Origin of the sequence: Nocardioides sp. (genome assembly GCF_035503875.1) — a bacterium.
In the GTDB taxonomy this organism is placed as follows: domain Bacteria; phylum Actinomycetota; class Actinomycetes; order Propionibacteriales; family Nocardioidaceae; genus Nocardioides.
The window spans coordinates 18,754-43,001 of record NZ_DATJTA010000004.1; the positions used below are offsets into that span (position 1 = coordinate 18,754).

Sequence of the window (24,248 nt, forward strand, 5' to 3'; positions counted from 1 at the left end):
ACAGACATGGCTATCCGCAAGTACAAGCCGACCACCCCGGGCCGTCGCGGCTCCTCGGTGGCCGACTTCGTCGAGATCACCCGGACCACGCCCGAGAAGTCGCTGACGCGTCCGCTGCCCAAGAAGGGCGGCCGCAACAACCAGGGCCGGATCACCACCCGGCACCAGGGCGGTGGCCACAAGCGCGCCTACCGCATCATCGACTTCCGTCGCTACGACAAGGACGGCGTGCCGGCCAAGGTCGCGCACATCGAGTACGACCCGAACCGCACCGCGCGCATCGCGCTCCTGCACTACGTCGACGGCGAGAAGCGCTACATCGTCGCGCCGAAGGGCCTCGAGCAGGGGACGCCGGTCGAGTCGGGTCCGAACTCCGACATCAAGCCGGGCAACAACCTGCCGCTGCGCAACATCCCTGTCGGTACCACCATCCACTGCGTGGAGCTGCGTCCGGGCGGCGGTGCGAAGATCGCCCGCTCCGCCGGCAACAGCGCCCAGCTGGTCGCCCGTGAGGGCAGCCGCGCCACGCTGCGTATGCCCTCGGGCGAGATGCGCTTCGTCGACGTGCGCTGCCGCGCCACGGTCGGCGAGGTCGGCAACGCCGAGCAGTCGAACATCAACTGGGGCAAGGCCGGCCGGATGCGCTGGAAGGGCAAGCGCCCGACCGTCCGCGGTGTCGTCATGAACCCGGTCGACCACCCGCACGGTGGTGGCGAGGGCAAGACCTCGGGTGGTCGTCACCCGGTGTCCCCCTGGGGCAAGCCCGAGGGCCGTACGCGCAAGCGCAAGGCCAGCGACTCCCAGATCATCCGCCGTCGCAAGTCCGGCAAGAACAAGCGCTGATAGGGAAGACAGACAGATGCCTCGCAGCCTGAAGAAGGGCCCGTTCGTCGACGACCACCTCCAGAAGAAGGTGGACGCGGAGAACGCCAAGGGCTCTCACAACGTCATCAAGACCTGGTCGCGCCGGTCGATGATCGTGCCGGACATGATCGGTCACACCATCGCCGTGCACGACGGCCGCAAGCACGTGCCGGTGTTCGTGACCGACTCGATGGTCGGCCACAAGCTGGGCGAGTTCGCCCCCACCCGCACCTACCGCGGGCACGTGAAGGAAGACCGGAAGGGACGTCGCCGATGAGCACCACTGAGCGTCAGCGCACCAGCGCCCGTCGCGAGTCGCTGCTCGGTGACGAGCCCGGTGCCTTCGCGAGCGCCCGCTTCGTGCGGATCACCCCGATGAAGGCCCGTCGCGTCGTCGACATGGTCCGCGGCATGCCCGTCGACCAGGCCCTCTCGCTCCTGCAGTTCGCGCCGCAGGCCGCCTCCGAGACCGTCTACAAGGTCCTGGAGAGCGCCATCGCGAACGCGACGACCACCGAGGGCCTCGACGGCAACGACCTGGTCGTGTCCGTCGCCCGGGTCGACGAGGGTCCGACGATGAAGCGCTGGCGCCCGCGGGCCCAGGGCCGCGCGACCCGCATCAACAAGCGCACCAGCCACATCACGCTGGTCGTGCAGCCGGCCGCACTGGTCGCCGAGAAGAAGGGACGGAAGGCCTGATGGGTCAGAAGATCAACCCGAACGGGTTCCGCCTCGGCATCTCCACCGACCACAAGTCGCGGTGGTACGCCGACAAGCTGTACAAGGCGTACGTCGGCGAGGACGTCGCCATCCGCAAGCTGCTCAGCAAGGGCATGGAGCGGGCCGGCATCTCCAAGGTGGAGATCGAGCGCACCCGTGAGCGGGTCCGCGTCGACATCCACACCGCGCGTCCGGGCATCGTCATCGGTCGCCGTGGCGCCGAGGCCGACCGCATCCGTGGCGAGCTGGAGAAGCTGACCGGCAAGCAGGTCCAGCTGAACATCCTCGAGGTCAAGAACCCCGAGATCGACGCGCAGCTGGTCGCCCAGGGTGTCGCCGAGCAGCTCGCCGGCCGCGTGCAGTTCCGCCGCGCGATGCGCAAGGCGATGCAGACCTCGATGCGCTCCGGTGCCAAGGGCATCCGGATCCAGTGCTCCGGCCGCCTCAACGGCGCCGAGATGTCGCGCACCGAGTTCTACCGCGAGGGTCGCGTCCCGCTGCACACCCTGCGTGCGGACATCGACTACGGCTTCTACGAGGCCAAGACGACCTTCGGCCGCATCGGCGTGAAGGTCTGGATCTACAAGGGCGAGGTCGCCGGCTCCCGTGCCGAGCGCCAGGCCCAGGCTGCCGCCCGCGCCGGTGTCCCCGGTCGCGGTGGCCGTCCGCAGCGTGGGGGTGACCGCCCGACCCGTGGGTCGCGCGGCGACCGTCCGTCGCGGGCGGACCGTGGCGCCGAGGGTGCCCCCGCCGCCGACGCTCCGGCCGAGGCCGCTGCCGCTCCGGCCGAGACCCCCCAGGAGGGCTGACCCATGCTGATGCCCCGTCGTGTCAAGCACCGCAAGCAGCACCACCCCAAGCGGACCGGTGCGGCCAAGGGTGGCACGAAGCTCGCCTTCGGCGACTTCGGCATCCAGGCGGTCGAGGGCCACTACGTGACCAACCGCCAGATCGAGTCGGCGCGTATCGCGATGACCCGTCACATCAAGCGTGGCGGCAAGGTGTGGATCAACATCTACCCGGACCGCCCGCTGACCAAGAAGCCCGCCGAGACCCGCATGGGTTCGGGTAAGGGCTCGCCCGAGTGGTGGGTCGCGAACGTCAAGCCCGGCCGTGTCATGTTCGAACTCTCCGGTGTGGATGAGGCCGTTGCTCGCGAGGCCATGCGCCGCGCGATGCACAAGCTCCCCATGAAGTGCCGGTTCATCACCCGTGAGGCAGGTGAATTCTGATGGCTACCACCGCTCACGAGCTCGACGAGATGAACGACATCGACCTCGAGGCCAAGCTGCGCGAGGCCAAGGAGGAGCTCTTCAACCTCCGCTTCCAGGCGGCCACGGGCCAGCTGGAGAGCCACGGCCGGCTCCGCACGGTCAAGAAGGACATCGCCCGGATCTACACCGTGGTGCGTGAGCGCGAGCTCGGCATCCGGACCGCGCCGGACGCTGGCGACAACCAGAGCAACGAGGATGGTGCCGCATGAGCGAGCAGACCCCGACCACCGAGCGCAACGCGCGCAAGGTCCGTGAGGGCCTGGTCGTCAGCGACAAGATGGACAAGACCGTCGTCGTGTCCGTCGAGGACCGCGTCAAGCACGCGCTCTACGGCAAGGTCCTCCGCCGCACGAGCAAGCTCAAGGCGCACGACGAGGCCAACGAGTGCGGCATCGGCGACCGGGTCCTCCTGATGGAGACCCGTCCGCTGTCGGCCACCAAGCGCTGGCGCGTCGTCCAGGTCATCGAGAAGGCCAAGTGAGCGAGGGCGACTCCGAGCAGGCTCCGAGTCGCCCGAGCGAACGAGTCCTTGCCGCCGCAGGCGGCTGAAGGCCACGTAACAACCCCACCCGTTCGGCCAGGCTCAGCGTTCACGAGACGCTGAGAACCGGCTCGACAACCAGGAGAGAAACTCATGATCCAGCAGGAGTCGCGACTCAAGGTCGCCGACAACACCGGTGCGAAGGAGATCCTCTGCATCCGTGTTCTCGGTGGCTCGGGTCGGCGCTACGCCGGTATCGGCGACGTCATCGTCGCCACCGTGAAGGACGCGATCCCCGGTGGCAACGTCAAGAAGGGTGACGTGGTCAAGGCCGTCATCGTGCGCACCGTCAAGGAGCGCCGCCGCCCGGACGGCTCGTACATCCGTTTCGACGAGAACGCCGCGGTCATCCTCAAGAGCGACGGGGAGCCGCGGGGCACCCGCATCTTCGGCCCCGTCGGCCGTGAGCTCCGCGAGAAGAAGTTCATGAAGATCATCTCGCTCGCGCCGGAGGTGCTGTGATGACGCAGTCGAAGAACAAGTCGCTCAACATCAAGAAGGGCGACACCGTCAAGGTGATCGCCGGCAAGGACAAGGGCGCCGAGGGCAAGGTCATCCAGGTGCTCCGCGAGGAGCAGCGGGTGATCGTCGAGGGTGTCAACCGCGTCAAGCGGCACACCAAGGTCGTCAACCAGGGCGGCCGCGCCGGCACCACCGGCGGCATCATCACCGCCGAGGCGCCGATCCACGTGTCCAACGTGATGCTCGTCGAGGGCGACGGCGTGACCCGGATCGGCTTCCGCCGTGACGAGGTCACCAAGCGGCGCCCCGACGGCTCGACGTACTCCGCGACGCGCAGCGTCCGCATCTCGCGCAAGACCGGCAAGGAAATCTGATGACCGAGACCCAGACCTCCGCCTCCGCGGCCGTCACCCCGCGTCTGAAGACCCGCTACCGCGAGGAGATCGTCCCCGCGCTGAAGTCCGAGTTCGAGATCGCCAACATCATGCAGGTCCCCGGTCTGGTGAAGATCGTGGTCAACATGGGTGTCGGCGAGGCGGCTCGTGACTCGAAGCTGATCGAGGGTGCGGTCCGCGACCTCACCGCGATCACGGGCCAGAAGCCGCTGGTGACCAAGGCCCGCAAGTCCATCGCGCAGTTCAAGCTGCGTGAGGGCATGCCGATCGGTGCGCACACCACGCTGCGCGGCGACCGCATGTGGGAGTTCCTCGACCGCCTGCTCTCGCTGGCGCTGCCCCGGATCCGCGACTTCCGCGGCCTGAACCCGGGCCAGTTCGACGGTCGTGGCAACTACACGTTCGGTCTGACCGAGCAGGTCATGTTCCACGAGATCGACCAGGACAAGATCGACCGGTCGCGCGGCATGGACATCACCATCGTGACCACGGCCACCAACGACGACCAGGGCCGCGCGCTGCTCAAGCAGCTCGGCTTCCCGTTCAAGGAGAACTGACATGGCGAAGACCGCTCTGAAGGTCAAGGCCGCGAAGAAGCCGAAGTTCGCGGTGCGCGGCTACACCCGCTGCCAGCGCTGCGGCCGGCCCAAGGCCGTCTACCGCAAGTTCGGCCTGTGCCGCATCTGCCTGCGCGAGATGGCGCACCGCGGCGAGCTGCCCGGCGTCACCAAGTCCTCCTGGTGAGTTCCAGGACCCACGACCGCTGAAGGTCGCCCGCCCGCGCGGCGAGCGAAACCACAGAAGAGAGAGAACGACCTTCCATGACGATGACTGACCCGATCGCAGACATGCTCACTCGTCTGCGTAACGCCAACCAGGCGTACCACGACGCGGTTTCCATGCCGTACAGCAAGCTGAAGCAGGGTGTCGCTGACATCCTCAAGCAGGAGGGCTACATCACGTCGTACGACGTGGCCGAGCCCGCCGAGGGCGAGGTCGGCAAGACGCTGACCATCACCCTGAAGTACGGCCGCAACCGCGAGCGCTCCATCGCCGGCGTCCGCCGGATCAGCAAGCCCGGCCTCCGGGTCTACGCCAAGCACACGGGTCTCCCGAAGGTGCTCGGCGGACTGGGTGTCGCGATCATCTCGACCAGCCAGGGCCTGCTCACCGACCGCCAGGCCAACCAGAAGGGCGTGGGTGGGGAAGTCCTCGCCTACGTCTGGTAACGACGAGAACTGCGAAGGAGTAACAACAGCATGTCGCGCATTGGCAAGCTCCCCGTCGCGGTCCCGTCGGGTGTCGACGTGGCGATCGACGGTCCGCTGGTGACGGTCAAGGGGCCCAAGGGCACCCTGTCGCACACCGTGGCCGCCCCGATCACCGTGGAGAAGAACGACGGCGTCCTCGACGTCAAGCGTCCCGACGACGAGCGTCTGAGCAAGTCGCTCCACGGTCTGACCCGCACGCTGGTCAACAACATGGTCGTGGGCGTGACCGACGGCTACGAGAAGAAGCTCGAGATCGTCGGCGTCGGCTACCGCGTCCTGTCCAAGGGCCCGACCCAGCTGGAGTTCCAGCTCGGGTACTCCCACTCGATCATCTTCGACGCGCCGGAGGGCATCACCTTCGCCGTCGAGAGCCCCACCAAGCTCGGTGTCGTCGGCATCGACAAGCAGCTGGTCGGCGAGGTTGCGGCCAAGATCCGCAAGCTGCGCAAGCCGGAGCCCTACAAGGGCAAGGGCGTCCGTTACGCCGGCGAGCACATCCGCCGCAAGGTCGGAAAGGCCGGTAAGTGACATGGCGATCTCGCTGAAGAACAACAAGCACACCGCGGGCCGCGTGAAGTCGCGCCTGCGTCGCCAGGTCCGCGGCCGCAAGAAGGTCAACGGCACCGCCGAGCGTCCGCGCCTGGTCGTGACCCGCAGCTCGAAGCACATCACCGTCCAGGTCGTCGACGACCTGGTCGGGAAGACGCTGGCCTACGCCTCCACCATGGAGGCCGACCTGCGCTCGGCGTCGGGCGACAAGACCGAGAAGTCGAAGCGCGTGGGCGAGCTCGTCGCCGAGCGGGCCAAGGCTGCCGGTGTCGACTCGGTCGTCTTCGACCGGGCCGGCAACAAGTACCACGGTCGCGTCGCGGCCCTCGCCGACGGCGCCCGCGCCGGTGGCCTGACCTTCTGATCGCAAGAGCCAGAAAGAGAAGAGGAACAGTCTCATGAGCGGAGCCCAGCGCGGACAGCGCGGTGGCGAGCGCCGGGGCGGTCGCGACGATCGTCGCGGCGGCCAGGGTGCTGACAAGACCGCCTACATCGAGCGCGTCGTTGCGATCAACCGTGTCGCCAAGGTCGTGAAGGGTGGTCGTCGCTTCAGCTTCACCGCCCTGGTCGTCGTCGGTGACGGTGAAGGTCTGGTCGGGGTCGGCTACGGCAAGGCCAAGGAGGTCCCCGCGGCGATCGCCAAGGGTGTCGAGGAGGCGAAGAAGAACTTCTTCCGCGTCCCCCGCATCCAGGGCACGATCCCGCACCCGGTCCAGGGTGAGAAGGCCGCCGGCGTGGTCATGCTGCGCCCGGCCGCGCCCGGTACCGGTGTGATCGCCGGTGGTCCGGTGCGCGCCGTCCTGGAGTGCGCCGGCATCCACGACATCCTGAGCAAGTCGCTCGGGTCGTCGAACCAGATCAACATCGTGCACGCGACCGTCGAGGCGCTGCGGATGCTGGAGCAGCCCGAGGCTGTTGCGGCTCGCCGTGGCCTGCCCGTCGAGGACGTCGCCCCGGCCGCGCTGCTGAAGGCGCGCGCCGAGGTCGTCGCCCCCGTGGGGGGTGCCTCCTGATGGCCCAGCTGAAGGTGCGTCAGGACCGCGGTCTCGTGGGCCTGAAGAAGAACCAGCGCGAGACCCTGCGCACGCTCGGTCTCAAGCGCATCGGCGACGTCGTCGTCAAGGAGGACCGGCCGGAGATCCGCGGCATGGTCAACACCGTCCGTCACCTGGTGACGGTCGAGGAGGTGGAGTGACATGACGCTCAAGCTGCACCACCTGCGTCCCGCGCCCGGGGCCAAGACCGCCAAGACCCGCGTGGGTCGTGGTGAGGGCTCGAAGGGTAAGACGGCGGGTCGCGGTACCAAGGGCACCAAGGCCCGCTACCAGGTTCCGGTCGCCTTCGAGGGTGGCCAGATGCCGATCCACATGCGGCTCCCCAAGCTGAAGGGGTTCAAGAACCCGTTCAAGGTGGAGTTCCAGGTCGTGAACCTCGACCGGATCAGCAAGCTGTTCCCCGAGGGCGGTGCCGTCACCGTCGAGGAGCTCGTCGCGCGCGGCGCGGTCCGCAAGGGCCAGCCGGTGAAGGTCCTGGGCCAGGGCGAGCTGTCGGTCAAGGTCGACGTCAGCGTCCAGGCGGTCTCCGCCTCGGCGAAGGAGAAGATCGAGGCCGCGGGCGGAACCACCACCCTCGTCTGAGTCGTTGTGACATTGGGCGCGGCCAGGCTGCACAGCGCAGCCCGGCCGCGCCCTTTGTCGTCATCCGGTGCCACTTTGGCGCCGAATCCGTGACGGTGTCCGAGCCCTGTTAGGCTTCCCGGGGTTTCTGGGCGCTGACTGCGGAGACCTTGATTTTCTGCTGGGAGAAAGAGGAACCTCTCGTGCTAGGCGCGTTCGCCAACGCTTTCCGGACACCGGACCTGCGGCGCAAGCTGCTGTTCGTCCTGATGATCATCGTGATCTTCCGGGCCGGTTCTCAGATTCCCGCACCCGGGGTGCACGTCGCCAACGTCGACACGTGCCTCAATCAGCTGGAGGACTCGAGCCTCTACAGTCTGATCAACCTCTTCTCAGGTGGAGCACTGCTCCAGCTGACGATCTTCGCGCTCGGCATCATGCCGTACATCACCGCCAGCATCATCCTGCAGCTGCTCGTCGTGGTGATCCCGCGGCTCGAAGCGCTGAAGAAGGAGGGCCAGGCGGGCCAGACGAAGATCACGCAGTACACCCGCTACCTCACGCTCGGCCTGGCCCTGCTGCAGGCGACGGGCATCGTGGCCCTCGCCCGGTCGGGCAACCTGCTGCAGAACTGCAACCAGCCACTGCTGCACGACGACGGCACGGCGACCTTCCTGGTCCTCGTCATCACCATGACCGCCGGCACGGCCGTGATCATGTGGCTCGGTGAGCTGATCACCGACCGCGGTGTCGGCAACGGCATGTCGATCCTGATCTTCTGCCAGGTGGTCGCCACCTTCCCGACCGCGCTCTGGCAGGTCCAGAAGTCGCAGGGCTGGTGGACCTTCGGTGTCGTCATGGCCATCGGTCTGGTCATCGTCGCCGCGGTCATCTTCATCGAGCAGGCCCAGCGCCGGATCCCGGTCCAGTACGCCCGCCGGATGGTCGGCCGCAAGATGTTCGGCGGCAGCTCGACGTACATCCCGCTCAAGGTGAACCAGGCCGGCATCATCCCGGTCATCTTCGCCTCGTCGCTGCTGTACCTGCCCGCCATGGCGGTGCAGTTCAACAACACCAGCAGCGCGGGCTGGGTCGGCTTCCTCAACGACTACTTCGTCGACGGATCGCACCCCCTGTACATGGCGGTGTTCTTCCTGATGATCATCTTCTTCACCTACTTCTACGTGTCGATCACCTTCAACCCGCACGAGGTGGCCGACAACATGAAGAAGTACGGCGGCTTCATCCCCGGAATCCGGGCGGGCAAGCCGACCGAGGACTACCTGTCCTACGTCCTGTCCCGCATCACTCTGCCGGGCGCGCTCTATCTCGGGCTCATCTCCCTGATCCCGTTGATCGCGCTGGTTCTCATCGACGCGAACCAGAACTTCCCCTTCGGCGGCACGTCCATCCTGATCATGGTGGGCGTCGCCCTCGACACGGTGAAGCAGATCGAGAGCCAGCTGCAGCAGCGCAACTACGAAGGATTCCTCGGCTAAATGCGACTGATCATCATGGGTCCCCCGGGAGCGGGAAAGGGCACGCAGGCCAAGTTCATCGCCGATCACTTCGGCATCCCTGCGGTCTCGACCGGCGACATCTTCCGGGCCAACGTCTCCCAGGGCACCCCGCTCGGTGTTGAGGCCAAGCGGTTCATGGACGCGGGGGAGTACGTCCCCGACGAGGTCACCAACCTCATGGTCCGCAACCGCATCGACGAGCCCGACGCCGAACCCGGCTTCCTGTTGGACGGCTACCCCCGCACCCTCGCGCAGGTCGAGGAGCTGGACGGGATGATCAAGTTCACCGGCCACGCCCTCGACGCCGTCGTGGTGCTGACCGTCGACCAGGACGAGATCGTCAGCCGGCTGCTGCAGCGGGCGCAGGTCGAGGGACGCGCCGACGACACCGAAGAGGTCATCCGCCGGCGCCAGGTGGTGTACGCCGAGCAGACCGAGCCGCTCATCGAGGTCTACCGCGAGCGCGGCCTGCTCGTCGAGATCGACGGCATGGGTGAGGTCGACGACGTCACCAAGCGCATCTTCGAAGCACTCGACGTACTTCCCGAGAGCTGATGGGCTTCCTCGACCGCGGCCTGGAGATCAAGACCCCGGCCCAGTTCGACGGGATGCGCCGGGCGGGCCTGGTCGTCGGGCGCACCCTGGAACTGTTGCGCGAGTCGGTCCGGCCGGGGATCAGCACCGCCGAGCTCGACGCGATCGCCGAGGACAGCATCCGGTCCGCGGGCGGGACCCCGTCGTTCAAGGGCTACCACGGCTTCCCGGCGTCGATCTGTGCGTCGGTCAACGACGAGGTCGTCCACGGCATCCCGGGGGAGCGGGTCCTGCAGCCCGGTGACGTGATCTCGATCGACTGCGGCGCGATCGTCGCCGACGACGCCGGTCAGGGCTGGCACGGTGACGCGGCGGTGACCGTCGCGGTCGGTGAGGTCGCCGACGAGGTGACCGAGCTGATGCGGGTCACCGAGGCGGCGCTGTGGCGGGGGATCGCGGCCGCGCGGGTCGGCGGCCGGGTCACCGACATCTCCCACGCGGTGGAGACCCACGTCCGCGGGGCCGGCTCGTACGGCATCCTCGAGGACTACGTCGGGCACGGCATCGGCACCCAGATGCACCTGCCCCCGAACGTCCCCAACTTCGGCAAGCCCGGGCGCGGTCCCCGGTTGGTCCAGGGCCTGGCCCTCGCCGTCGAGCCGATGATCACGCTCGGCGGCAAGGAGTCCGACGTCCTCGACGACGACTGGACCGTCGTGACCACCGACGGGAGCTGGGCGGCGCACTTCGAGCACACCTTCGTGCTCACCGACACCGGCGCCTGGGTGCTGACCGCCCTCGACGGCGGCGAGGAGATGCTCGCCTCGCTGGGCGTTCCTTTCGGCGGGCGTCCGGGTACCGAGCGCTGAGCGGAGTCTCTGAACTCCTGGGTGACGTGCGAGGATGTGCGTCGCAGGAGGGGAGTATTCCTTCGTCGCGACCTCGTCAGCACGTCCGGCTCAGCAGCCGGTCCGGGGCCGCGGGCCGCGTCGGCGGTGGAAGAGACCTCAGGCGACAAGCCATCCCCTGAACCAGGAGGAACCTGTGGACGTCTCCGGCCTCGAGTGGGGCATCACGATCGCGATCACCTGCGCCGTGCTGCTCTTCGACGTCATCATCATCGCCCGCAACCCGCACGAGCCGTCGATGCGGGAGTGCACGATCGCGTTCGTCATCTACATGGCCGCCGCCGCGGTCTTCGGCATCTGGACCATCGGGTACCACGGGACCGACTACGGCATCGACTTCTACACGGGCTTCATCGTCGAGAAGAGCCTGTCGGTCGACAACCTCTTCGTCTTCATCGTGCTGATGTCCGCTCTCAAGGTCCCGCGGAAGTACCAGCAGGAAGCCCTGATGGTCGGGATCATCCTCGCGCTGATCTTCCGCGGCATCTTCATCGCGCTCGGCTACCAGCTGGTCGAGAACTTCAGCTGGGTCTTCTACGTCTTCGGCGCGTTCCTCGTCTACACCGCGATCAACCTGGTCCGCTCCTACCGCAAGCACGAGGAGGAGCACCCCGAAGACTCGCGGATCGTCAAGTTCGCGCAGCAGCACCTCAACGTCGGTGACAAGTGGCAGGGCCTGAAGCTCTTCTACCGCGAGAACGGCGTCCGCTTCGCCTCTCCGATGCTGGTCGTCATCATCGCGCTCGGCGCGACCGACCTGCTGTTCGCGCTCGACTCGATCCCCGCGATCTTCGGCATCACGCAGGAGCCGTACCTGGTCTTCACGGCCAACGTGTTCGCGCTGATGGGTCTGCGCCAGCTCTACTTCCTCATCGGCGGGCTGCTGCAGCGGCTGGTCTACCTGTCGCTCGGCCTGGCCTTCATCCTGGCCTGGATCGGCGCCAAGCTGTTCATCCACGCGCTCTACAAGAGCGGCGTGCTCGACTGGGAGGTGCCGACCCTCCTCAGCCTCGCCGTCATCCTCGTGACGCTCGCGGTGACCGCCGTCGCGAGCCTCGCGAAGGACAAGAAGGACCGCGAGAAGGACCCGGCCGCCGCCTGATCGTCGCGGAATAGTCGTGGATCGGAGGGGGTTGGGAGAGTCGATGAGCGACTTCCCGACCCTCTCCGTCCTGGACCTCGTGCCGGTCCGTCACGACCAGAGCACCGGCGACGCGCTCGCCGCGACCCTGGAGCTGGCCCGGGCGGCCGACGAGCTGGGCTACCGCCGCTACTGGCTGGCGGAGCACCACAACATGCCGGCCGTCGCTGCGACGAACCCGCCGGTGCTCATCGCGATGGTCGCGGGCGCGACCCGACGGCTGCGGGTGGGCTCGGGCGGCGTGATGCTGCCCAACCACGCCCCGCTCGTGGTCGCCGAGCAGTTCGCGCTCCTGGAGGCGGCGTACCCCGGCCGGATCGACCTGGGCATCGGCCGGGCTCCGGGCACCGACCCGGTGACCGGCTGGGCGCTGCGCCACGGCGCCGGCGGGGTCACCGACGAGGCGGTCTCCCGCTTCCCCGAGTACGTCGACAACGTGCTCGCGATGATGGACGCCGCCGGGGTCGGTCTCGCGGTCCAGGGCCGCACGCACGTCCTGAAGGCCACGCCGGGTGCGACCTCCGTGCCGCAGATCTGGCTGCTCGGCTCCTCGGACTACTCCGCCCGGTTGGCGGCCGAGAAGGGCATGCCGTACGTCTTCGCCCACCACTTCTCCGGGAGCGGCACCGCCGAGGCGCTCGAGCTCTACCGCACGACCTTCCGGCCCTCGCCCGAGCTGGCCGAGCCGCGGACCTTCCTGACGGTGAACGCCTCGGTCGCGCACGACGCCGACGAGGCGCGCCGTCGCGCCCTCCCACAGTTGCTGATGATGCTCGCCCTCCGCACCGGTCAGCCGCTCGGCCCGCAGTTCGCGGTCGAGGAGGCCGAGAAGGTCGAGCTCGCCGGCGACCAGCGCGAGCTGGTCGAGAAGATGGCGAGTCGCTGGGTGATCGGGACCGCCGGGGAGGCGCGGGAACGGGTCGCCGACCTGGCCGCGACGTACGGCGTCGACGAGGTGATGGTCAACCCCGTGGCGGGTGCCTCGCTCGCGACCGACCCGGCCACCAGCCCGTCTCGATCCGAGACGCTGCGCCTGCTGGCCGGGTGAGCCGCCAGTCCGATTCGTGTTTCTCGTCAGGTTTTGACTAGACTGGCGTGTCGGCCCAACGTGGGTCTGTCCTGTGGTGCCTCGCGGCTGCCCGGAACACCAGTGAGTGGCTCCTCGGAGCGGTTCGTCTGCGTGCCTGGGAAGAGGCATCGGGGACGGCTGCACGAGGTCCACCGTCCTCGCGGGCGGAGGTTCCCGGGCCAGCCGCGACCGGTCCGTGCCGGTCCCGGTGCAGCAGAACGGTAGACATCGATCGACAGATTGTGGAGGACATGCCGAAGAAAGAAGGCGTGATCGAGCTCGAGGGCACCATTACGGAGGCCCTTCCGAATGCCATGTTCCGCGTCGAGCTGAGCAACGGCCACAAGGTGCTCGCCCACATCAGCGGCAAGATGCGCCAGCACTACATCCGGATCCTCCCCGAGGACCGCGTGGTGGTGGAGCTCTCGCCGTACGACCTCACGCGAGGTCGGATCGTCTACCGCTACAAGTAGCCAGCCGAGCATCCGAGAGGACCTCCTCGTGAAGGTCAACCCCAGCGTCAAGCCCATCTGTGACAAGTGCAAGGTGATCCGTCGCCACGGCCGCGTCATGGTGATCTGCGAGAACCCGCGTCACAAGCAGCGCCAGGGCTGAGCGCGCGAGCCTGCGGGCTCGCGAGCGACAACTGAAGAACCCACACAACGTGATCGCTTAGCCCCGTCGTACGACCGGGCGAACCACCTCCGGAGCAGCAGGCCGGAGCCCACCTCGCGAGGCCCGGGACGCGTCACGACCGAAACCGCTGCGAACAACCAGAAGGACAAGCCACATGGCACGCCTCGTTGGTGTCGACCTCCCGCGCGACAAGCGCATCGAGATCGCACTCACCTACATCTACGGCATCGGCCGTACCCGCGCCCAGCAGCTGCTGGAGGCCACCGGGGTCAACCCGAACCTCCGCGTCCACCAGCTGGGCGACGAGGAGCTGGTCAAGCTCCGCGACGAGATCGAAGCCAACTTCAAGATCGAGGGTGACCTCCGTCGCGAGGTCCAGGCGGACATCCGCCGCAAGATCGAGATCGGCAGCTACCAGGGTCGCCGCCACCGCATGGGCCTCCCGGTCCGCGGTCAGCGCACCAAGACCAACGCGCGCACCCGCAAGGGTCCGAAGCGCACGGTTGCCGGCAAGAAGAAGGCGAAGTGATCCGGCGCTGATGCGCCGATCACCGTCCACCGAGCTTTTCGACCAGAACCTCAGGAGAAACTGAATGCCTCCCAAGAGCCGCACCGCGGCCGGCGCCAAGAAGGTGCGCCGCAAGGAGAAGAAGAACATCGCTCAGGGCGAAGCCCACATCAAGAGCACGTTCAACAACACGATCGTCACGATCACCGACCCGACCGGTGCGGTGATCTCGTGGGCCTCGGCCGGCACCGTCGGCTTCAAGGGCTCGCGCAAGTCCACCCCGTTCGCCGCGCAGATGGCCGCCGAGGCCGCCGGACGCCGGGCGATGGAGCACGGCATGAAGAAGATCGACGTCTTCGTCAAGGGCCCGGGTTCGGGTCGCGAGACGGCGATCCGGTCCCTGGGTGCGATCGGCCTCGAGGTCGGCACCATCCAGGACGTCACGCCCACGCCCCACAACGGCTGCCGCCCGCCCAAGCGCCGGCGCGTCTGAGACGCCCGAACGGATTTAGGAGACTTACGAGATGGCCCGTTACACCGGCCCCATGACCCGCAAGTCGCGCCGCCTGGGCGTCGACCTGGTGGGCGGCGACGCCGCGTTCGAGCGTCGCCCGTACGCCCCCGGCCAGCACGGCCGCGCGCGCATCAAGGAGAGCGAGTACCGCTCGCAGCTGCAGGAGAAGCAGAAGGCCCGCTTCACCTACGGCGTCCTGGAGCGCCAGTTCCACAACTACTACGTCGAGGCCTCCCGGCGCGCCGGCAAGACGGGTGACAACCTGCTCCAGCTGCTCGAGTGCCGTCTCGACAACGTGGTCTACCGTGCCGGCTTCGCCCGGACGCGTCGCCACGCCCGCCAGCTGGTGACCCACGGTCACTTCCTGGTCAACGGCAAGAAGGTCGACATCCCGTCCTTCCAGGTGACGCAGCACGACATCATCGACGTGCGCGAGAAGTCCCTGGAGATGACCCCGTTCATCGTGGCTCGCGAGACCCACGGCGAGCGCGTCGTCCCCGCCTGGCTCGAGGCGCTGCCGAACCGGATGCGGGTGCTGGTCCACCAGCTCCCCACCCGGGCGCAGATCGACCTGCCGGTCCAGGAGCAGCTCATCGTCGAGTTCTACTCGAAGAAGTGATCCTCCGGCGCCTGTCCCGTCTCACCACGGGACAGGCGCCACCTTCCTTCCGTCACCCAGCACATTCGGACCTGTCAAATAGCGGGTAGGTCCGGAAAGGAAAGAATCAGTGCTTATCGCACAGCGCCCCACCCTGTCGGAAGAGTCCGTCGACGAGTTCCGCTCGCGGTTCGTGATCGAGCCCCTGGAGCCCGGCTTCGGCTACACGCTCGGCAACTCGCTGCGCCGTACCCTCCTGTCGTCGATCCCCGGTGCCTCGGTCACGAGCATCAAGGTCGACGGCGTCCTGCACGAGTTCTCGACCATCGAGGGGGTCAAGGAGGACATCACCGAGGTCATCTTGAACCTCAAGGGTCTCGTCGTCTCCTCCGAGCACGACGAGCCCGTGACGATGTACCTGCGCAAGTCGGGTGCCGGTGACGTCACCGGCGCCGACATCACGCCGCCCGCCGGCGTTGAGGTGCACAACCCCGAGCTGAAGCTCGCCACCCTGTCCGACAAGGGCAAGCTGGAGATGGAGCTCGTCGTCGAGCGCGGCCGCGGCTACGTCTCCGCCGTCCAGAACAAGGGCGCCGACAACGAGATCGGCCGGATGCCGGTCGACTCGATCTACAGCCCCGTGCTGAAGGTGACCTACAAGGTCGAGGCCACCCGAGTCGAGCAGCGCACCGACTTCGACAAGCTCGTCATCGACGTCGAGACCAAGCCGTCGATCCGTCCCCGTGACGCGATCGCCTCGGCCGGCAAGACCCTGGTCGAGCTGTTCGGCCTGGCCCGGGAGCTGAACGTCGAGGCCGAGGGCATCGACATCGGCCCGTCGCCCGTCGACGAGCAGCTGGCCGCCGACCTCGCCCTCCCGGTCGAGGACCTGCAGCTGACCGTCCGTTCGTACAACTGCCTCAAGCGCGAGGGCATCCACACCGTGGGTGAGCTCATCAGCCGCTCGGAGCAGGACCTGCTCGACATCCGCAACTTCGGCGCGAAGTCGATCGACGAGGTCAAGGCCAAGCTGGTCGAGATGGGCCTGTCCCTCAAGGACAGCGCGCCCGGCTTCGACCCGCACGCGGCCCTCGCCGCGTACGGCGACGACGACGATGACGCTTTCGTCGAGGACGAGCAGTACTGACCCATCACTGACCGGCGGGACCCTCCGCCGGCCGACTACCCCGGTACCTGACACGGCCGGGGAGGAACGAGAGAGACATGCCGAAGCCCACCAAGGGTCCCCGCCTCGGCGGCAGCCCGTCGCACCAGCGCCTCATCCTGGCGAACCTGGCCACCCAGCTCTTCGAGCACGGCCGGATCACCACCACCGAGGCGCGGGCGCGCGCGCTGCGTCCGCACGCCGAGAAGCTGATCACCAAGGCCAAGAAGGGCGACCTGCACAACCGTCGCGAGGTCCTCAAGACCATCCGTGACAAGGGTGTCGTGCACGTGCTGTTCACCGAGATCGCGCCGACCTTCTCGGAGCGTCCGGGCGGCTACACCCGGATCACCAAGATCGGCCCCCGCAAGGGCGACAACGCCCCCATGGCGGTCATCGAGCTGGTGACCGAGGCGTACCAGCCGTCGGCCCCGAAGGCGAAGCCCGCTCCGGCGGCCGCCGCCCCGGTCGAGGAGGCTCCCGCCGAGGAGACCGTCGCCGAGGACGCGCCCACCGCGCAGACCGAGGAGGCGTCGCCCGAGGAGAGCGTCGTCGCCGAGGAGACGCAGGTCGACGAGGTCGAGGCGGAGTCCGCCGACGCCGAGGCGACCGAGGACGAGCCGAAGGCCTGATCCTCCGCAGTACCGCACACCGGCCCGCTACCCGTCAGGGTGGCGGGCCGGTGTCATTCCCGGCACGTCGCGGCCCGGACCACGCGGTCGTTGGCCGGCGTGGGGATGCCGTGCAGCCGGCCGAGCAGGACGATCTCGCCGCTGCGTCCGGTACGGCGGCGCATCAGGTCGCCGCGGCGTACGGGGTCGTCCGCGGCGCTCTGGTCAGCGGGCTCGGACCAGGCGACCTCGGTGGAGAGCCGGCGAAACCGGTACCCGGACCAGGTGACGCCCGTCGGCCCGGTCCAGGAGAAGGCCGTCGGCCCGGATCCGGTCGAGGTGCGAGCCGCGGGCGACGAAGGTGACGGATCGGCCGGCGAGGTGCAGGTTGGCGCCGATCACCCCGCCGACGGCGCCGGCCCCGAGGACGACGTACCTCACGACCAGGCCTCCTCGAGCAGGCGCACCGCCTCGGCGCGGGTGAGGCCGAGCCGGCGGGCGGCGCCGGCGTACTCCTGCGCGGCGGAGAGCGCGGCCCCGGACGACGCGGTCGCGCCCGAGGCGACGAAGGTGCCGCGGCGGCCCTCGGTGACGACGACGCCGTCGGCCTCCAGCTCCCGGTAGGCGCGGGCGACGGTGCCGGCCGCGACGCCCAGGTCGGCGGCCAGGGCGCGCACGGTGGGGAGCTTGGTGCCGGCAGGGAGATCGCCCGAGGCGGCGCGGGTGGCGAGCTGGGCGCGCAGCTGCTCGTACGGCGGGGTGGCGGCGTCGGGGTCCAGCGGGTGAACCAGCATGCGGGTCACCCTAGGGTGATCGGCATGGATCGGGACGTGCTGGTGGTCGGGGAGGCGCTCGTCGACGTCGTACGACGGGCCGACGGGTCGGTCGCCGAGCACGCGGGCGGGAGCGCGGCGAACGTGGCGGTGGCGCTGGCGCGCCTCGGGCGGCCGGTGCGGTTCGCGACGGCGATCGCCGACGATCGGTACGGCGGGATCGTGGCGGCCTACATCGGCCGGGACGGGGTCCGCCTGGCCTCCGACCCCGAGGTGATCGAGCGGACAGCGACCGCGCAGGCGACCCTCGCCGACGACGGGTCGGCGACCTACGAGTTCGACCTGGAGTGGCGCCTCGGCGAGGTGCCGGACGACCCGCGGCCCCTGGTCGTGCACGCGTGCTCGATCGGGGCGGTGCTGCAGCCGGGAGCGGCCCAGGTGCTCGACCTGCTGGCGCGGATGCGCCCGCACGCGACCGTGACGTACGACGTCAACGCGCGACCGGCCATCACCGGGACCGGCTCCGAGCTGCGCGCGTCGGTCGAGGCCGTGGTCGCGCTCGCGGATGTGGTCAAGGCCAGCGACGAGGACCTGCACGCCCTGCACCCCGACGCCGATCCGGTGACCGCGGCACGGCGGCTGCTGGAGCTCGGCCCGAGCGCCGTGGTCGTCACCCGCGGGGCGGAGGGCGCCACCTGGGTGGCCGCCGACGGCACCGTCGACGTCCCGGCACCACAGACCGTCGTCGTCGACACGATCGCGGCCGGTGACACGTTCGGCGCCGCGCTCGTCGACGGGCTGTGGACCCGCGGCCTGCTCGGCGCGGAGGCCCGGCCCGCCCTCGCGCAGCTGAGCGACGTCGACCGGGCCGCCCTGCTCCAGCACGCGGTCCGCGCCGCAGCCCTGGTCGTCGCGCGGCCCGGCGCGGACCCGCCGTACCGCAACGAGCTGGGCTGATCGTCGCTGGTCGAGACCCTGGCATGCCGCGGAGCGCCGTGATTCAGGTCGTCGTACGGCTCACCGGGTCTCGACGGGCGCTCAGGACTTCGTCCTTCGCTGCTCGACCACCGGGGCGCGACGCCGGGCGCTCAGGACTTCGTCCTTCGCTGCTCGACCGCCGGGGCGCGACGGTGGTCGAGCAGCGAGGAGCCCCGGCGACGAGCGTCCGTCGAGACCCCTGCAGGCCGCGGGTGACGGTGGTGGGGGTTGTGGTGTGGCTTACCGGGTCTCGACGGGCGCTCGGGACTTCGTCCGTCGCTGCTCGACCACCGGGGCGCGACGGTGGTCGAGCAGCGAGGAGCCCCGGCGACGAGCGTCCGTCGAGACCCCTGCAGGCCGCGGGTGACGGTGGTGGGGGTTGTCGTGTGGCTCACCGGGTCTCGACGGGCGCTCAGGACTTCGTCCTTCGCTGCTCGACCAGCGGGCGCTCAGTCGGGAGCCGGGGCCAGGTAGCGGTGCACGAGCGAGACCACGCTGGCGCCCTCGCCGCTGGCGGCGGCGACCCGCTTCATCGAGCCCGAGCGCACGTCGCCGGCGGCGAAGACGCCGGGGACGGTGGTCGCGAGGTCGGCGGGCGGGATGCCGTCGGTCCAGTGCTCGCGCGGCACGTCGCGGCCGGTGAGCACGAAGCCGTGGTCGTCGAGGGCGACCTCGGGCGGGACCCAGGTGCAGGTGGGCTCGGCGCCGAGCAGGAGGAACAGCCCGTACGCGTCTCGCTTCGTCCGTACGCCGGTGCGGGTGTCCTCCAGGCAGAGCCACTCCAGGTGGCCCTCGCCGCCGCCGTCGACGACCCGGGTGCAGACCTCGACGTCGATGCGCGGGTTGTACTCGATCTCGCCGACCAGGTACTGCGACATGGTCTCGGCCAGGCTGGGCCGGCGGACCAGGATGGTCACCGAGCGGGCGAACCGGGACAGGTGCACGGCGGCCTGGCCGGCGGAGTTGCCGCCGCCGACGACGAAGACGTCCTGGTCCTCCATCTCCCGGGCGGCGGTCATCGCAGCGCCGTAGAAGACGCCGTTGCCGACCAGCTCCTCCAGCGGGTCGACCCGCAGCTTGCGGTAGGCAACCCCGCTCGCGATCACCACCGCGCGGGCGTGCACGTCACCGCCGTCCGTGCAGAGCCGGTGGGGCGCGCCGTCGCCGCCCGGGACCAGCCGGTCGACGGTCCAGCCGGTGACGAACTCGGTGCCGAAGCGCAGCGCCTGGTTGCGGGCGCGCTGGGCCAGCCGCATGCCGGAGATCCCGCGCGGGAAGCCGAGGTAGTTGCGGATCATCGAGCTGGTGCCGGCCTGGCCGCCGATCGCCTCGGCCTCCAGCACCACGCACGACAGGCCCTCCGACGCGGCGTACACCGCGGCCGCCAGGCCGGCCGGGCCCGCGCCGACGACGCACACGTCGACGGTGTGGTCGATGTCGAGATCGCCGGGGGCGCCGTACATGTCCATCGCGACCTTGCGGACGGTGGCGGCGTCGATGAAGGGACGGTTCGACACCCACACCAGCGGGTACGTCGGGTCCGGCGGCAGCTGGTCGGCCAGCGGGTGGCCGACGAACTCGTCGGGGTGGTAGACGCGGTGGGGCATGCCGAGCCGGTCGAGGAAGTCGCGGATCGCGAGCACGTCCGGGGTGCGCGTGGGCGCGATGATCTTCGCCGAGACGACCTCGGGATCGGCGATCGTCGCCCCCCAGTCGCTCAGCAGATCGGTGACGGCGTGGTGGAACTCCTCGTCCCGGGTGCCGCGCGGCATCAGCAGGTAGGCGTCGTACTTGCCCTTGGCCATGCCGGCGCGCAGCCCCGGTGCGTCCATGAGGAAGCGGTCCCAGTGGGCGGCGATCATCCGGCGGGCGTTGGGGACGACGGTGCGCCAGCGGTGGAAGCCCTCGAGGACGTGGCAGTCCGGGAGCACGGAGTCGGAGACGAAGAGGGCGACCGTGCGCCCGTTCGCGACCACGTCGCGGGCCGCCTCCTCGGCCGCCGCGCAGCTGGCGGCGACGCGGACGTCGTACTCACGGTCGTAGCGGGTGAACGCGTCGCGCAGGTCGTCGGCGTGGTGCTCGGAGACCAGGATGATCGCGGGGCCTGAGGTCACGATCTCAGCCTACGGAAGCGTACGGAAGGATGGGCGCCGTGCGGCTCCGGATCGACCTCGCCTACGACGGCACCGAATTCCACGGCTGGGCGACGCAGCCCGGGCTGCGGACCGTCCAGGAGACCCTGGGGACGGCGCTCGCGACCTCCCTGCGGGTCCCGTCGGTCGCGGTCGTGTGTGCCGGGCGGACCGACACCGGCGTGCACGCGCGCGGACAGGTCGTGCACACCGACGTCTCCCGCGAAGTGCTGACGGCCTCGGCCGGGCGGTCGCCCGACGACCCCCTCGTCGCGCTGGTACGGCGCCTCAACGGCATCCTCCCGCCCGATGTCCGGGTACGCCGGGCGGCCGAGGCCGCGGACGGCTTCGACGCCCGCTTCTCCGCGCTGTGGCGGCGCTACGCCTACCGGATCGCCGACCGGCCGGACCTGCTCGACCCGCTGACCCGCTCGCACGTGCTGGCCTGGCCGCGTCCTCTCGACGAGGAGCGGATGAACCGGGCGGCGAGCGACCTCGTGGGCCTGCGCGACTTCGCGTCGTTCTGCAAGCAGCGGGAGGGCGCGACCACGATCCGCACCCTGCTCGACCTCTGCTGGGCGCGCACCCCCGACGGCGTACTCGTCGGCACGGTCCGCGCCGACGCGTTCTGCCACAGCATGGTGCGCGCCCTGGTCGGCTGCCTGGTGGCCGTGGGGGAGGGGCGGCGACCCGTCGAGTGGGCCGCCCAGGTGCTGCGGGCGGAGCGCCGGGATCCGGCGGTGTCCGTCGCGCACGCGCACGGGCTGACCCTGGAGGAGGTGGCCTACCCGGTGGACGACGAGCTGGCCGCACGGGACCAGCTGACGAGGGCGCGGAGGACGCAGCCATGAGCGACGAGCACTACTTCAGCGCCGACCCCACGGTCGCCTTCAAACGGGCGCCGGTCAGCGCGTCGGTCTGGGGGCACGAGCTGGAGCTGACCAGCGGCTCGGGGGTCTTCGCCCAGGGCCGGCTCGACGTCGGGACCGCCGTGCTGTTCCGCGAGACCGACCCGCCCGCGCCCGGGCGGGTCCTCGACCTCGGCTGCGGGTACGGCGTCATCGGCCTCGCCGTCGCCGTCGCCGTTCCGGAGGCCGTGGTCACCGCCGTCGACGTGAACGAGCGGGCGGTGCTGCTGGCGAACGAGAACGCGCACGCCCTCGGCCTCTCCGACCGCTACGCGGCCTCCGTCCCGGGCGGGGTCGACCCCGCCGCGCAGTACGACGAGATCTGGTCGAACCCGCCGATCCGGATCGGCAAGGACGCACTGCACGAGCTGCTGCTGACCTGGCTCCCGCGGATGGCCCCCGGCGGTCGGGCGGTCATGGTCGTCGGCAAGAACCTCGGCGCCGACTCGCTCCAGCGCTGGCTCGGTGGGCAGGGCTTCCCCACCACCCGGCTGGCCAGCGCCAAGGGGTTCCGGGTGCTGGAGACGCGACGCATGTAGGGGGCGCCGTGCTCAGGCCCGCCCGTCGAGGAACATCCGGAGCCGGGTGAGCGTCTGGTCCAGGTCCCCGGCGACGTGCCCGTTGACCGCGCGGATCGCCCACCCGAGGCGCAACGCCGGAGTCACGGCGGCCGCCAGGTCGACGCCGGGCAGTCGCTCGGCCCAGGGCGCCAGGTAGGCGTCGCGGAACGGCGTCGTGTCGACCGAGTCCTCGACGTCGTCGAGCCCCCAGGCGATGACCCCCTCCAGCGCCACCGACAGCACGCAGAACGGCTGCGAGACGCAGGCGTCGCCCCAGTCCATCACCAGCTGACGCCCGTCCCGCACGAAGACCTGCGCGTCGTGGAGGTCGTCGTGCTGGATCGAGCCGGGGACGCCGTACGACGCCAGCTCGGCGCAGAGCTCCTCGACGTACCCCTGGGCCGCCCGGAACCGCGGCTCGGCGTCGATCTCGTCCATCAGCCGGGCATACCCGGCCGGTACGCCGGCCAGCCGGTGGTCGGGCACGCCCATCGCCAGCAGCTCGTCGACGTCGTCCGTCACGGCGAGCTGGATCCGGGCGACGGCGGCCAGGGCGTCGTACCAGCGCTCCAGGCTCCGCTCCCGCGCCACCACGACGCGCAGCGTCTCGCCGGCGTCGGCCATCAGCATCCAGCCGCGCTCGGGGTCTGCGGCCAGCAGCGGCGGCACCCGGTCCGGCACCCGCGCCGCCAGCAGGCTCGCTACCCGCGCCTCGTGCCGCAGCTGCTCCTCGTTGGCCTTGAAGAAGACCGCGCCGGCGTCGGTCGGCACCCGCAGCACCGTCGACCACGGGGCTACGTGCGGCTGCTCGATCTCGCCCGTGCGGGTCAGGCCGAGTGCGCCGAGCCGCTCCTCGACCCAGGCGTACGCCGTCGCGAGCCAGGCCTCGTCGGTCCACCGCTGTGCGTCCATGGTCGGCAGTGTGACCGGGGACGGGCTCGAAGCGCTCGCGAGTTCCGCGTCGCTCAGCGGCGGCGCAGGGCGGGGCCGTCGTTCGCAGCCCCGGCGTCCTTGCGACGCCCGATCAGGAACAGCAGCGGCAGCAGCATCGTCGCCAGCGCGGTGGCCAGCCAGACGATCACGGTGGCGGCGATCCAGGTCCCGACGCCGCCGTCGATCGTGACCGCGTCCCCCCAGAGCGTGACGACCAGCAGCGCGACGAAGGTGGCCAGCAGCCCGACGCCGCCGAGCAGGGCGGTGGCGTTCTTGGCGGCCACCCGGGCCAGGAACGGGGAGATGACGCTCTGGATCACCGCGAAGATGACGACGACCAGGAGGAAGCCCTCGGTGGTCACGGTGACGTCGTCCAGCACCAGCGACGCGACGATGAGACCGATGGCGGCGGAGGCCAGGAACACGACCGCGCGGAGGAGGAGGCGGATCACGCCCCGACCGTAGCGTCTCGGACGCGCTGTCGGCCATCGCCTGAATCGGGTGGACTCACCAGAGCGCCCGTCCACTCACCCCCGCGGGACGAGCTCGTCGACCACCTGCCGGAGCATCTCGACGGCGCCCTCGCCCAGCGGGACCCGCAACAGGGAGACGTCACCGCGCGCCAGCCCGTGCTGCACGAGCGGCCGGACGACGTCCAGGTCGGTGTCCGAGGACAGCACCAGGAGTGCGGACGTGCCGGGGACGATCCGGCTGCGGACGTCCTCGAGGAAGGGCTGGTCGATCCCCGTCCCGCCGAGCCGGTCGGCCCAGGCGTTGAGGCCGACGGCCTCCGGGTCGGTGACCGGGACGGCGGTCGGCAGGAGGACGGCGCCGACCAGCGCCCCGAGCACCGACCGTTGCGCGGCGACCTGGGAGGTCGGGTAGCGCAGGTGGCCGATCCGCGGCCGGTGCGCCCCGGGGATCCAGATCACCGTGACCGCGTCGAGGACGAGCACCGCCCTCCGCTTGTGCAGCGCCCGCAACCGCAGCTCGCCCGCCACGGCCCCCATCGGGGTGTCGTAGAGCCAGACGGTGAGCGTGGAGGACGACATGGCTGCACGCTGCTGG

Annotated in this window: 38 protein-coding genes; 32 read left to right on the plus strand and 6 right to left on the minus strand. The window is 69.8% G+C overall.

Annotated elements, in window-relative coordinates:
* Window positions 1-6: 6 nt before the first annotated feature.
* The 29 genes from rplB (at window position 7) to rplQ (ending at window position 16,917) form a co-directional block, all read left to right on the plus strand.
* Window positions 7-843, plus strand: coding sequence for a 50S ribosomal protein L2 (gene rplB / locus VMF51_RS00705; protein WP_325472465.1), 837 nt, complete (start codon window positions 7-9; stop codon window positions 841-843).
* Window positions 844-859: 16 nt separating this feature from the next.
* Entirely contained in the window at window positions 860-1,141 is a 282-nt protein-coding gene (rpsS, locus tag VMF51_RS00710; RefSeq protein ID WP_011757330.1) for a 30S ribosomal protein S19, read from the plus strand.
* Window positions 1,138-1,563 (plus strand): 50S ribosomal protein L22, encoded by a 426-nt coding sequence (gene rplV, locus VMF51_RS00715; protein ID WP_325472466.1) that lies wholly within the window; start codon window positions 1,138-1,140, stop codon window positions 1,561-1,563. The genes rpsS and rplV overlap by 4 nt, the downstream gene beginning before the upstream one ends.
* The gene (rpsC, locus tag VMF51_RS00720; protein WP_325472467.1) at window positions 1,563-2,393 is read left to right on the plus strand and encodes a 30S ribosomal protein S3; all 831 of its coding nucleotides are present in this window, start codon (window positions 1,563-1,565) and stop codon (window positions 2,391-2,393) included. The genes rplV and rpsC overlap by 1 nt, the downstream gene beginning before the upstream one ends.
* 3 nt (window positions 2,394-2,396) lie before the next feature.
* Complete coding sequence (rplP, locus tag VMF51_RS00725; protein ID WP_325472468.1) at window positions 2,397-2,816, plus strand: 50S ribosomal protein L16; 420 nt, start codon at window positions 2,397-2,399, stop codon at window positions 2,814-2,816.
* On the plus strand, window positions 2,816-3,067 hold the full coding sequence (rpmC, locus tag VMF51_RS00730; protein ID WP_325472469.1) for a 50S ribosomal protein L29: 252 nt from the start codon (window positions 2,816-2,818) through the stop codon (window positions 3,065-3,067). Before rplP ends, rpmC begins: the two co-directional genes overlap by 1 nt.
* Complete coding sequence (rpsQ, locus tag VMF51_RS00735) at window positions 3,064-3,339, plus strand: 30S ribosomal protein S17 (RefSeq protein WP_090849738.1); 276 nt, start codon at window positions 3,064-3,066, stop codon at window positions 3,337-3,339. Before rpmC ends, rpsQ begins: the two co-directional genes overlap by 4 nt.
* A 153-nt stretch (window positions 3,340-3,492) precedes the next feature.
* Complete coding sequence (gene rplN / locus VMF51_RS00740) at window positions 3,493-3,861, plus strand: 50S ribosomal protein L14 (RefSeq protein ID WP_157341741.1); 369 nt, start codon at window positions 3,493-3,495, stop codon at window positions 3,859-3,861.
* On the plus strand, window positions 3,861-4,235 hold the full coding sequence (gene rplX, locus VMF51_RS00745; protein ID WP_325472470.1) for a 50S ribosomal protein L24: 375 nt from the start codon (window positions 3,861-3,863) through the stop codon (window positions 4,233-4,235). Before rplN ends, rplX begins: the two co-directional genes overlap by 1 nt.
* Complete coding sequence (gene rplE, locus VMF51_RS00750) at window positions 4,235-4,813, plus strand: 50S ribosomal protein L5 (protein ID WP_325472471.1); 579 nt, start codon at window positions 4,235-4,237, stop codon at window positions 4,811-4,813. The genes rplX and rplE overlap by 1 nt, the downstream gene beginning before the upstream one ends.
* Window position 4,814: 1 nt before the next feature.
* Window positions 4,815-5,000, plus strand: coding sequence for a type Z 30S ribosomal protein S14 (locus VMF51_RS00755; protein WP_090849746.1), 186 nt, complete (start codon window positions 4,815-4,817; stop codon window positions 4,998-5,000).
* A gap of 77 nt (window positions 5,001-5,077) precedes the next feature.
* Complete coding sequence (gene rpsH, locus VMF51_RS00760) at window positions 5,078-5,485, plus strand: 30S ribosomal protein S8 (RefSeq protein WP_056151934.1); 408 nt, start codon at window positions 5,078-5,080, stop codon at window positions 5,483-5,485.
* A gap of 30 nt (window positions 5,486-5,515) precedes the next feature.
* The gene (rplF, locus tag VMF51_RS00765) at window positions 5,516-6,055 is read left to right on the plus strand and encodes a 50S ribosomal protein L6 (protein WP_325472472.1); all 540 of its coding nucleotides are present in this window, start codon (window positions 5,516-5,518) and stop codon (window positions 6,053-6,055) included.
* A gap of 1 nt (window position 6,056) precedes the next feature.
* Window positions 6,057-6,440: a 50S ribosomal protein L18 gene (gene rplR, locus VMF51_RS00770; RefSeq protein WP_325472473.1), complete on the plus strand. Its 384-nt coding sequence runs from the start codon at window positions 6,057-6,059 to the stop codon at window positions 6,438-6,440.
* Between the two features lie 34 nt (window positions 6,441-6,474).
* Complete coding sequence (gene rpsE, locus VMF51_RS00775) at window positions 6,475-7,089, plus strand: 30S ribosomal protein S5 (RefSeq protein ID WP_325472474.1); 615 nt, start codon at window positions 6,475-6,477, stop codon at window positions 7,087-7,089.
* Window positions 7,089-7,271: a 50S ribosomal protein L30 gene (rpmD, locus tag VMF51_RS00780; RefSeq protein WP_182524546.1), complete on the plus strand. Its 183-nt coding sequence runs from the start codon at window positions 7,089-7,091 to the stop codon at window positions 7,269-7,271. The genes rpsE and rpmD overlap by 1 nt, the downstream gene beginning before the upstream one ends.
* Before the next feature lies 1 nt (window position 7,272).
* Window positions 7,273-7,713, plus strand: a complete 441-nt coding sequence (gene rplO, locus VMF51_RS00785) for a 50S ribosomal protein L15 (protein WP_325472475.1) — start codon at window positions 7,273-7,275, stop codon at window positions 7,711-7,713.
* A gap of 182 nt (window positions 7,714-7,895) precedes the next feature.
* On the plus strand, window positions 7,896-9,191 hold the full coding sequence (secY, locus tag VMF51_RS00790; RefSeq protein ID WP_325472476.1) for a preprotein translocase subunit SecY: 1,296 nt from the start codon (window positions 7,896-7,898) through the stop codon (window positions 9,189-9,191).
* Window positions 9,192-9,767, plus strand: coding sequence for an adenylate kinase (locus tag VMF51_RS00795; protein WP_325472477.1), 576 nt, complete (start codon window positions 9,192-9,194; stop codon window positions 9,765-9,767).
* Window positions 9,767-10,615 (plus strand): type I methionyl aminopeptidase, encoded by an 849-nt coding sequence (gene map, locus VMF51_RS00800; RefSeq protein ID WP_325472478.1) that lies wholly within the window; start codon window positions 9,767-9,769, stop codon window positions 10,613-10,615. Before VMF51_RS00795 ends, map begins: the two co-directional genes overlap by 1 nt.
* A 175-nt stretch (window positions 10,616-10,790) precedes the next feature.
* Window positions 10,791-11,756, plus strand: coding sequence for a TerC family protein (locus VMF51_RS00805; RefSeq protein WP_325472479.1), 966 nt, complete (start codon window positions 10,791-10,793; stop codon window positions 11,754-11,756).
* Between the two features lie 43 nt (window positions 11,757-11,799).
* Window positions 11,800-12,843, plus strand: coding sequence for an LLM class flavin-dependent oxidoreductase (locus VMF51_RS00810; RefSeq protein ID WP_325472480.1), 1,044 nt, complete (start codon window positions 11,800-11,802; stop codon window positions 12,841-12,843).
* Window positions 12,844-13,115: 272 nt separating this feature from the next.
* Window positions 13,116-13,337 carry a translation initiation factor IF-1 gene (gene infA / locus VMF51_RS00815; protein ID WP_026145687.1) on the plus strand — a complete coding sequence of 74 codons (222 nt, stop codon included), beginning with the start codon at window positions 13,116-13,118 and terminating at the stop codon, window positions 13,335-13,337.
* A 28-nt stretch (window positions 13,338-13,365) separates the two neighbouring features.
* On the plus strand, window positions 13,366-13,479 hold the full coding sequence (rpmJ, locus tag VMF51_RS00820) for a 50S ribosomal protein L36 (protein ID WP_004008316.1): 114 nt from the start codon (window positions 13,366-13,368) through the stop codon (window positions 13,477-13,479).
* Window positions 13,480-13,654: 175 nt separating this feature from the next.
* Window positions 13,655-14,029, plus strand: coding sequence for a 30S ribosomal protein S13 (gene rpsM / locus VMF51_RS00825; protein WP_325472481.1), 375 nt, complete (start codon window positions 13,655-13,657; stop codon window positions 14,027-14,029).
* A gap of 64 nt (window positions 14,030-14,093) precedes the next feature.
* Entirely contained in the window at window positions 14,094-14,501 is a 408-nt protein-coding gene (gene rpsK, locus VMF51_RS00830; RefSeq protein ID WP_121256741.1) for a 30S ribosomal protein S11, read from the plus strand.
* 31 nt (window positions 14,502-14,532) lie between these two features.
* The gene (gene rpsD / locus VMF51_RS00835; RefSeq protein WP_325472482.1) at window positions 14,533-15,141 is read left to right on the plus strand and encodes a 30S ribosomal protein S4; all 609 of its coding nucleotides are present in this window, start codon (window positions 14,533-14,535) and stop codon (window positions 15,139-15,141) included.
* A gap of 109 nt (window positions 15,142-15,250) precedes the next feature.
* Window positions 15,251-16,267, plus strand: a complete 1,017-nt coding sequence (locus tag VMF51_RS00840; protein ID WP_244929931.1) for a DNA-directed RNA polymerase subunit alpha — start codon at window positions 15,251-15,253, stop codon at window positions 16,265-16,267.
* Between the two features lie 77 nt (window positions 16,268-16,344).
* Window positions 16,345-16,917, plus strand: a complete 573-nt coding sequence (rplQ, locus tag VMF51_RS00845) for a 50S ribosomal protein L17 (RefSeq protein WP_325472483.1) — start codon at window positions 16,345-16,347, stop codon at window positions 16,915-16,917.
* Between the two features lie 204 nt (window positions 16,918-17,121).
* Here rplQ and VMF51_RS00850 read toward each other — a convergent pair whose 3' ends face one another.
* Entirely contained in the window at window positions 17,122-17,337 is a 216-nt protein-coding gene (locus VMF51_RS00850) for a 2-dehydropantoate 2-reductase N-terminal domain-containing protein (RefSeq protein ID WP_325472484.1), read from the minus strand.
* Window positions 17,334-17,690: a GntR family transcriptional regulator gene (locus VMF51_RS00855; RefSeq protein WP_325472485.1), complete on the minus strand. Its 357-nt coding sequence runs from the start codon at window positions 17,688-17,690 to the stop codon at window positions 17,334-17,336. Before VMF51_RS00855 ends, VMF51_RS00850 begins: the two co-directional genes overlap by 4 nt.
* Before the next feature lie 24 nt (window positions 17,691-17,714).
* Here VMF51_RS00855 and VMF51_RS00860 point away from each other — a divergent pair, with 24 nt between their 5' ends.
* Window positions 17,715-18,626 (plus strand): PfkB family carbohydrate kinase, encoded by a 912-nt coding sequence (locus VMF51_RS00860; protein ID WP_325472486.1) that lies wholly within the window; start codon window positions 17,715-17,717, stop codon window positions 18,624-18,626.
* Window positions 18,627-19,096: 470 nt separating this feature from the next.
* On the opposite strand, the gene VMF51_RS00865 is transcribed toward VMF51_RS00860, so the two are convergent.
* Window positions 19,097-20,761: an FAD-dependent oxidoreductase gene (locus tag VMF51_RS00865; RefSeq protein WP_325472487.1), complete on the minus strand. Its 1,665-nt coding sequence runs from the start codon at window positions 20,759-20,761 to the stop codon at window positions 19,097-19,099.
* 38 nt (window positions 20,762-20,799) lie between these two features.
* Here VMF51_RS00865 and truA point away from each other — a divergent pair, with 38 nt between their 5' ends.
* Both truA and VMF51_RS00875 read left to right on the plus strand, forming a co-directional pair.
* A complete protein-coding gene (gene truA, locus VMF51_RS00870) occupies window positions 20,800-21,630 on the plus strand; it encodes a tRNA pseudouridine(38-40) synthase TruA (protein ID WP_325472488.1) in 831 nt (276 codons plus the stop codon).
* Window positions 21,627-22,226, plus strand: a complete 600-nt coding sequence (locus VMF51_RS00875) for a class I SAM-dependent methyltransferase (protein WP_325472489.1) — start codon at window positions 21,627-21,629, stop codon at window positions 22,224-22,226. Before truA ends, VMF51_RS00875 begins: the two co-directional genes overlap by 4 nt.
* A gap of 12 nt (window positions 22,227-22,238) precedes the next feature.
* Here the strand turns inward: VMF51_RS00875 and VMF51_RS00880 are convergent, their stop codons facing one another.
* The 3 genes from VMF51_RS00880 to VMF51_RS00890 all read right to left on the minus strand — a co-directional run bounded on the left by VMF51_RS00880 (window position 22,239) and on the right by VMF51_RS00890 (window position 24,232).
* Window positions 22,239-23,159, minus strand: coding sequence for a hypothetical protein (locus VMF51_RS00880; protein WP_325472490.1), 921 nt, complete (start codon window positions 23,157-23,159; stop codon window positions 22,239-22,241).
* Window positions 23,160-23,212: 53 nt separating this feature from the next.
* Window positions 23,213-23,632 carry a hypothetical protein gene (locus tag VMF51_RS00885; protein WP_325472491.1) on the minus strand — a complete coding sequence of 140 codons (420 nt, stop codon included), beginning with the start codon at window positions 23,630-23,632 and terminating at the stop codon, window positions 23,213-23,215.
* Window positions 23,633-23,707: 75 nt separating this feature from the next.
* On the minus strand, window positions 23,708-24,232 hold the full coding sequence (locus VMF51_RS00890; protein ID WP_325472492.1) for a DUF1269 domain-containing protein: 525 nt from the start codon (window positions 24,230-24,232) through the stop codon (window positions 23,708-23,710).
* Window positions 24,233-24,248 lie beyond the last annotated feature (16 nt).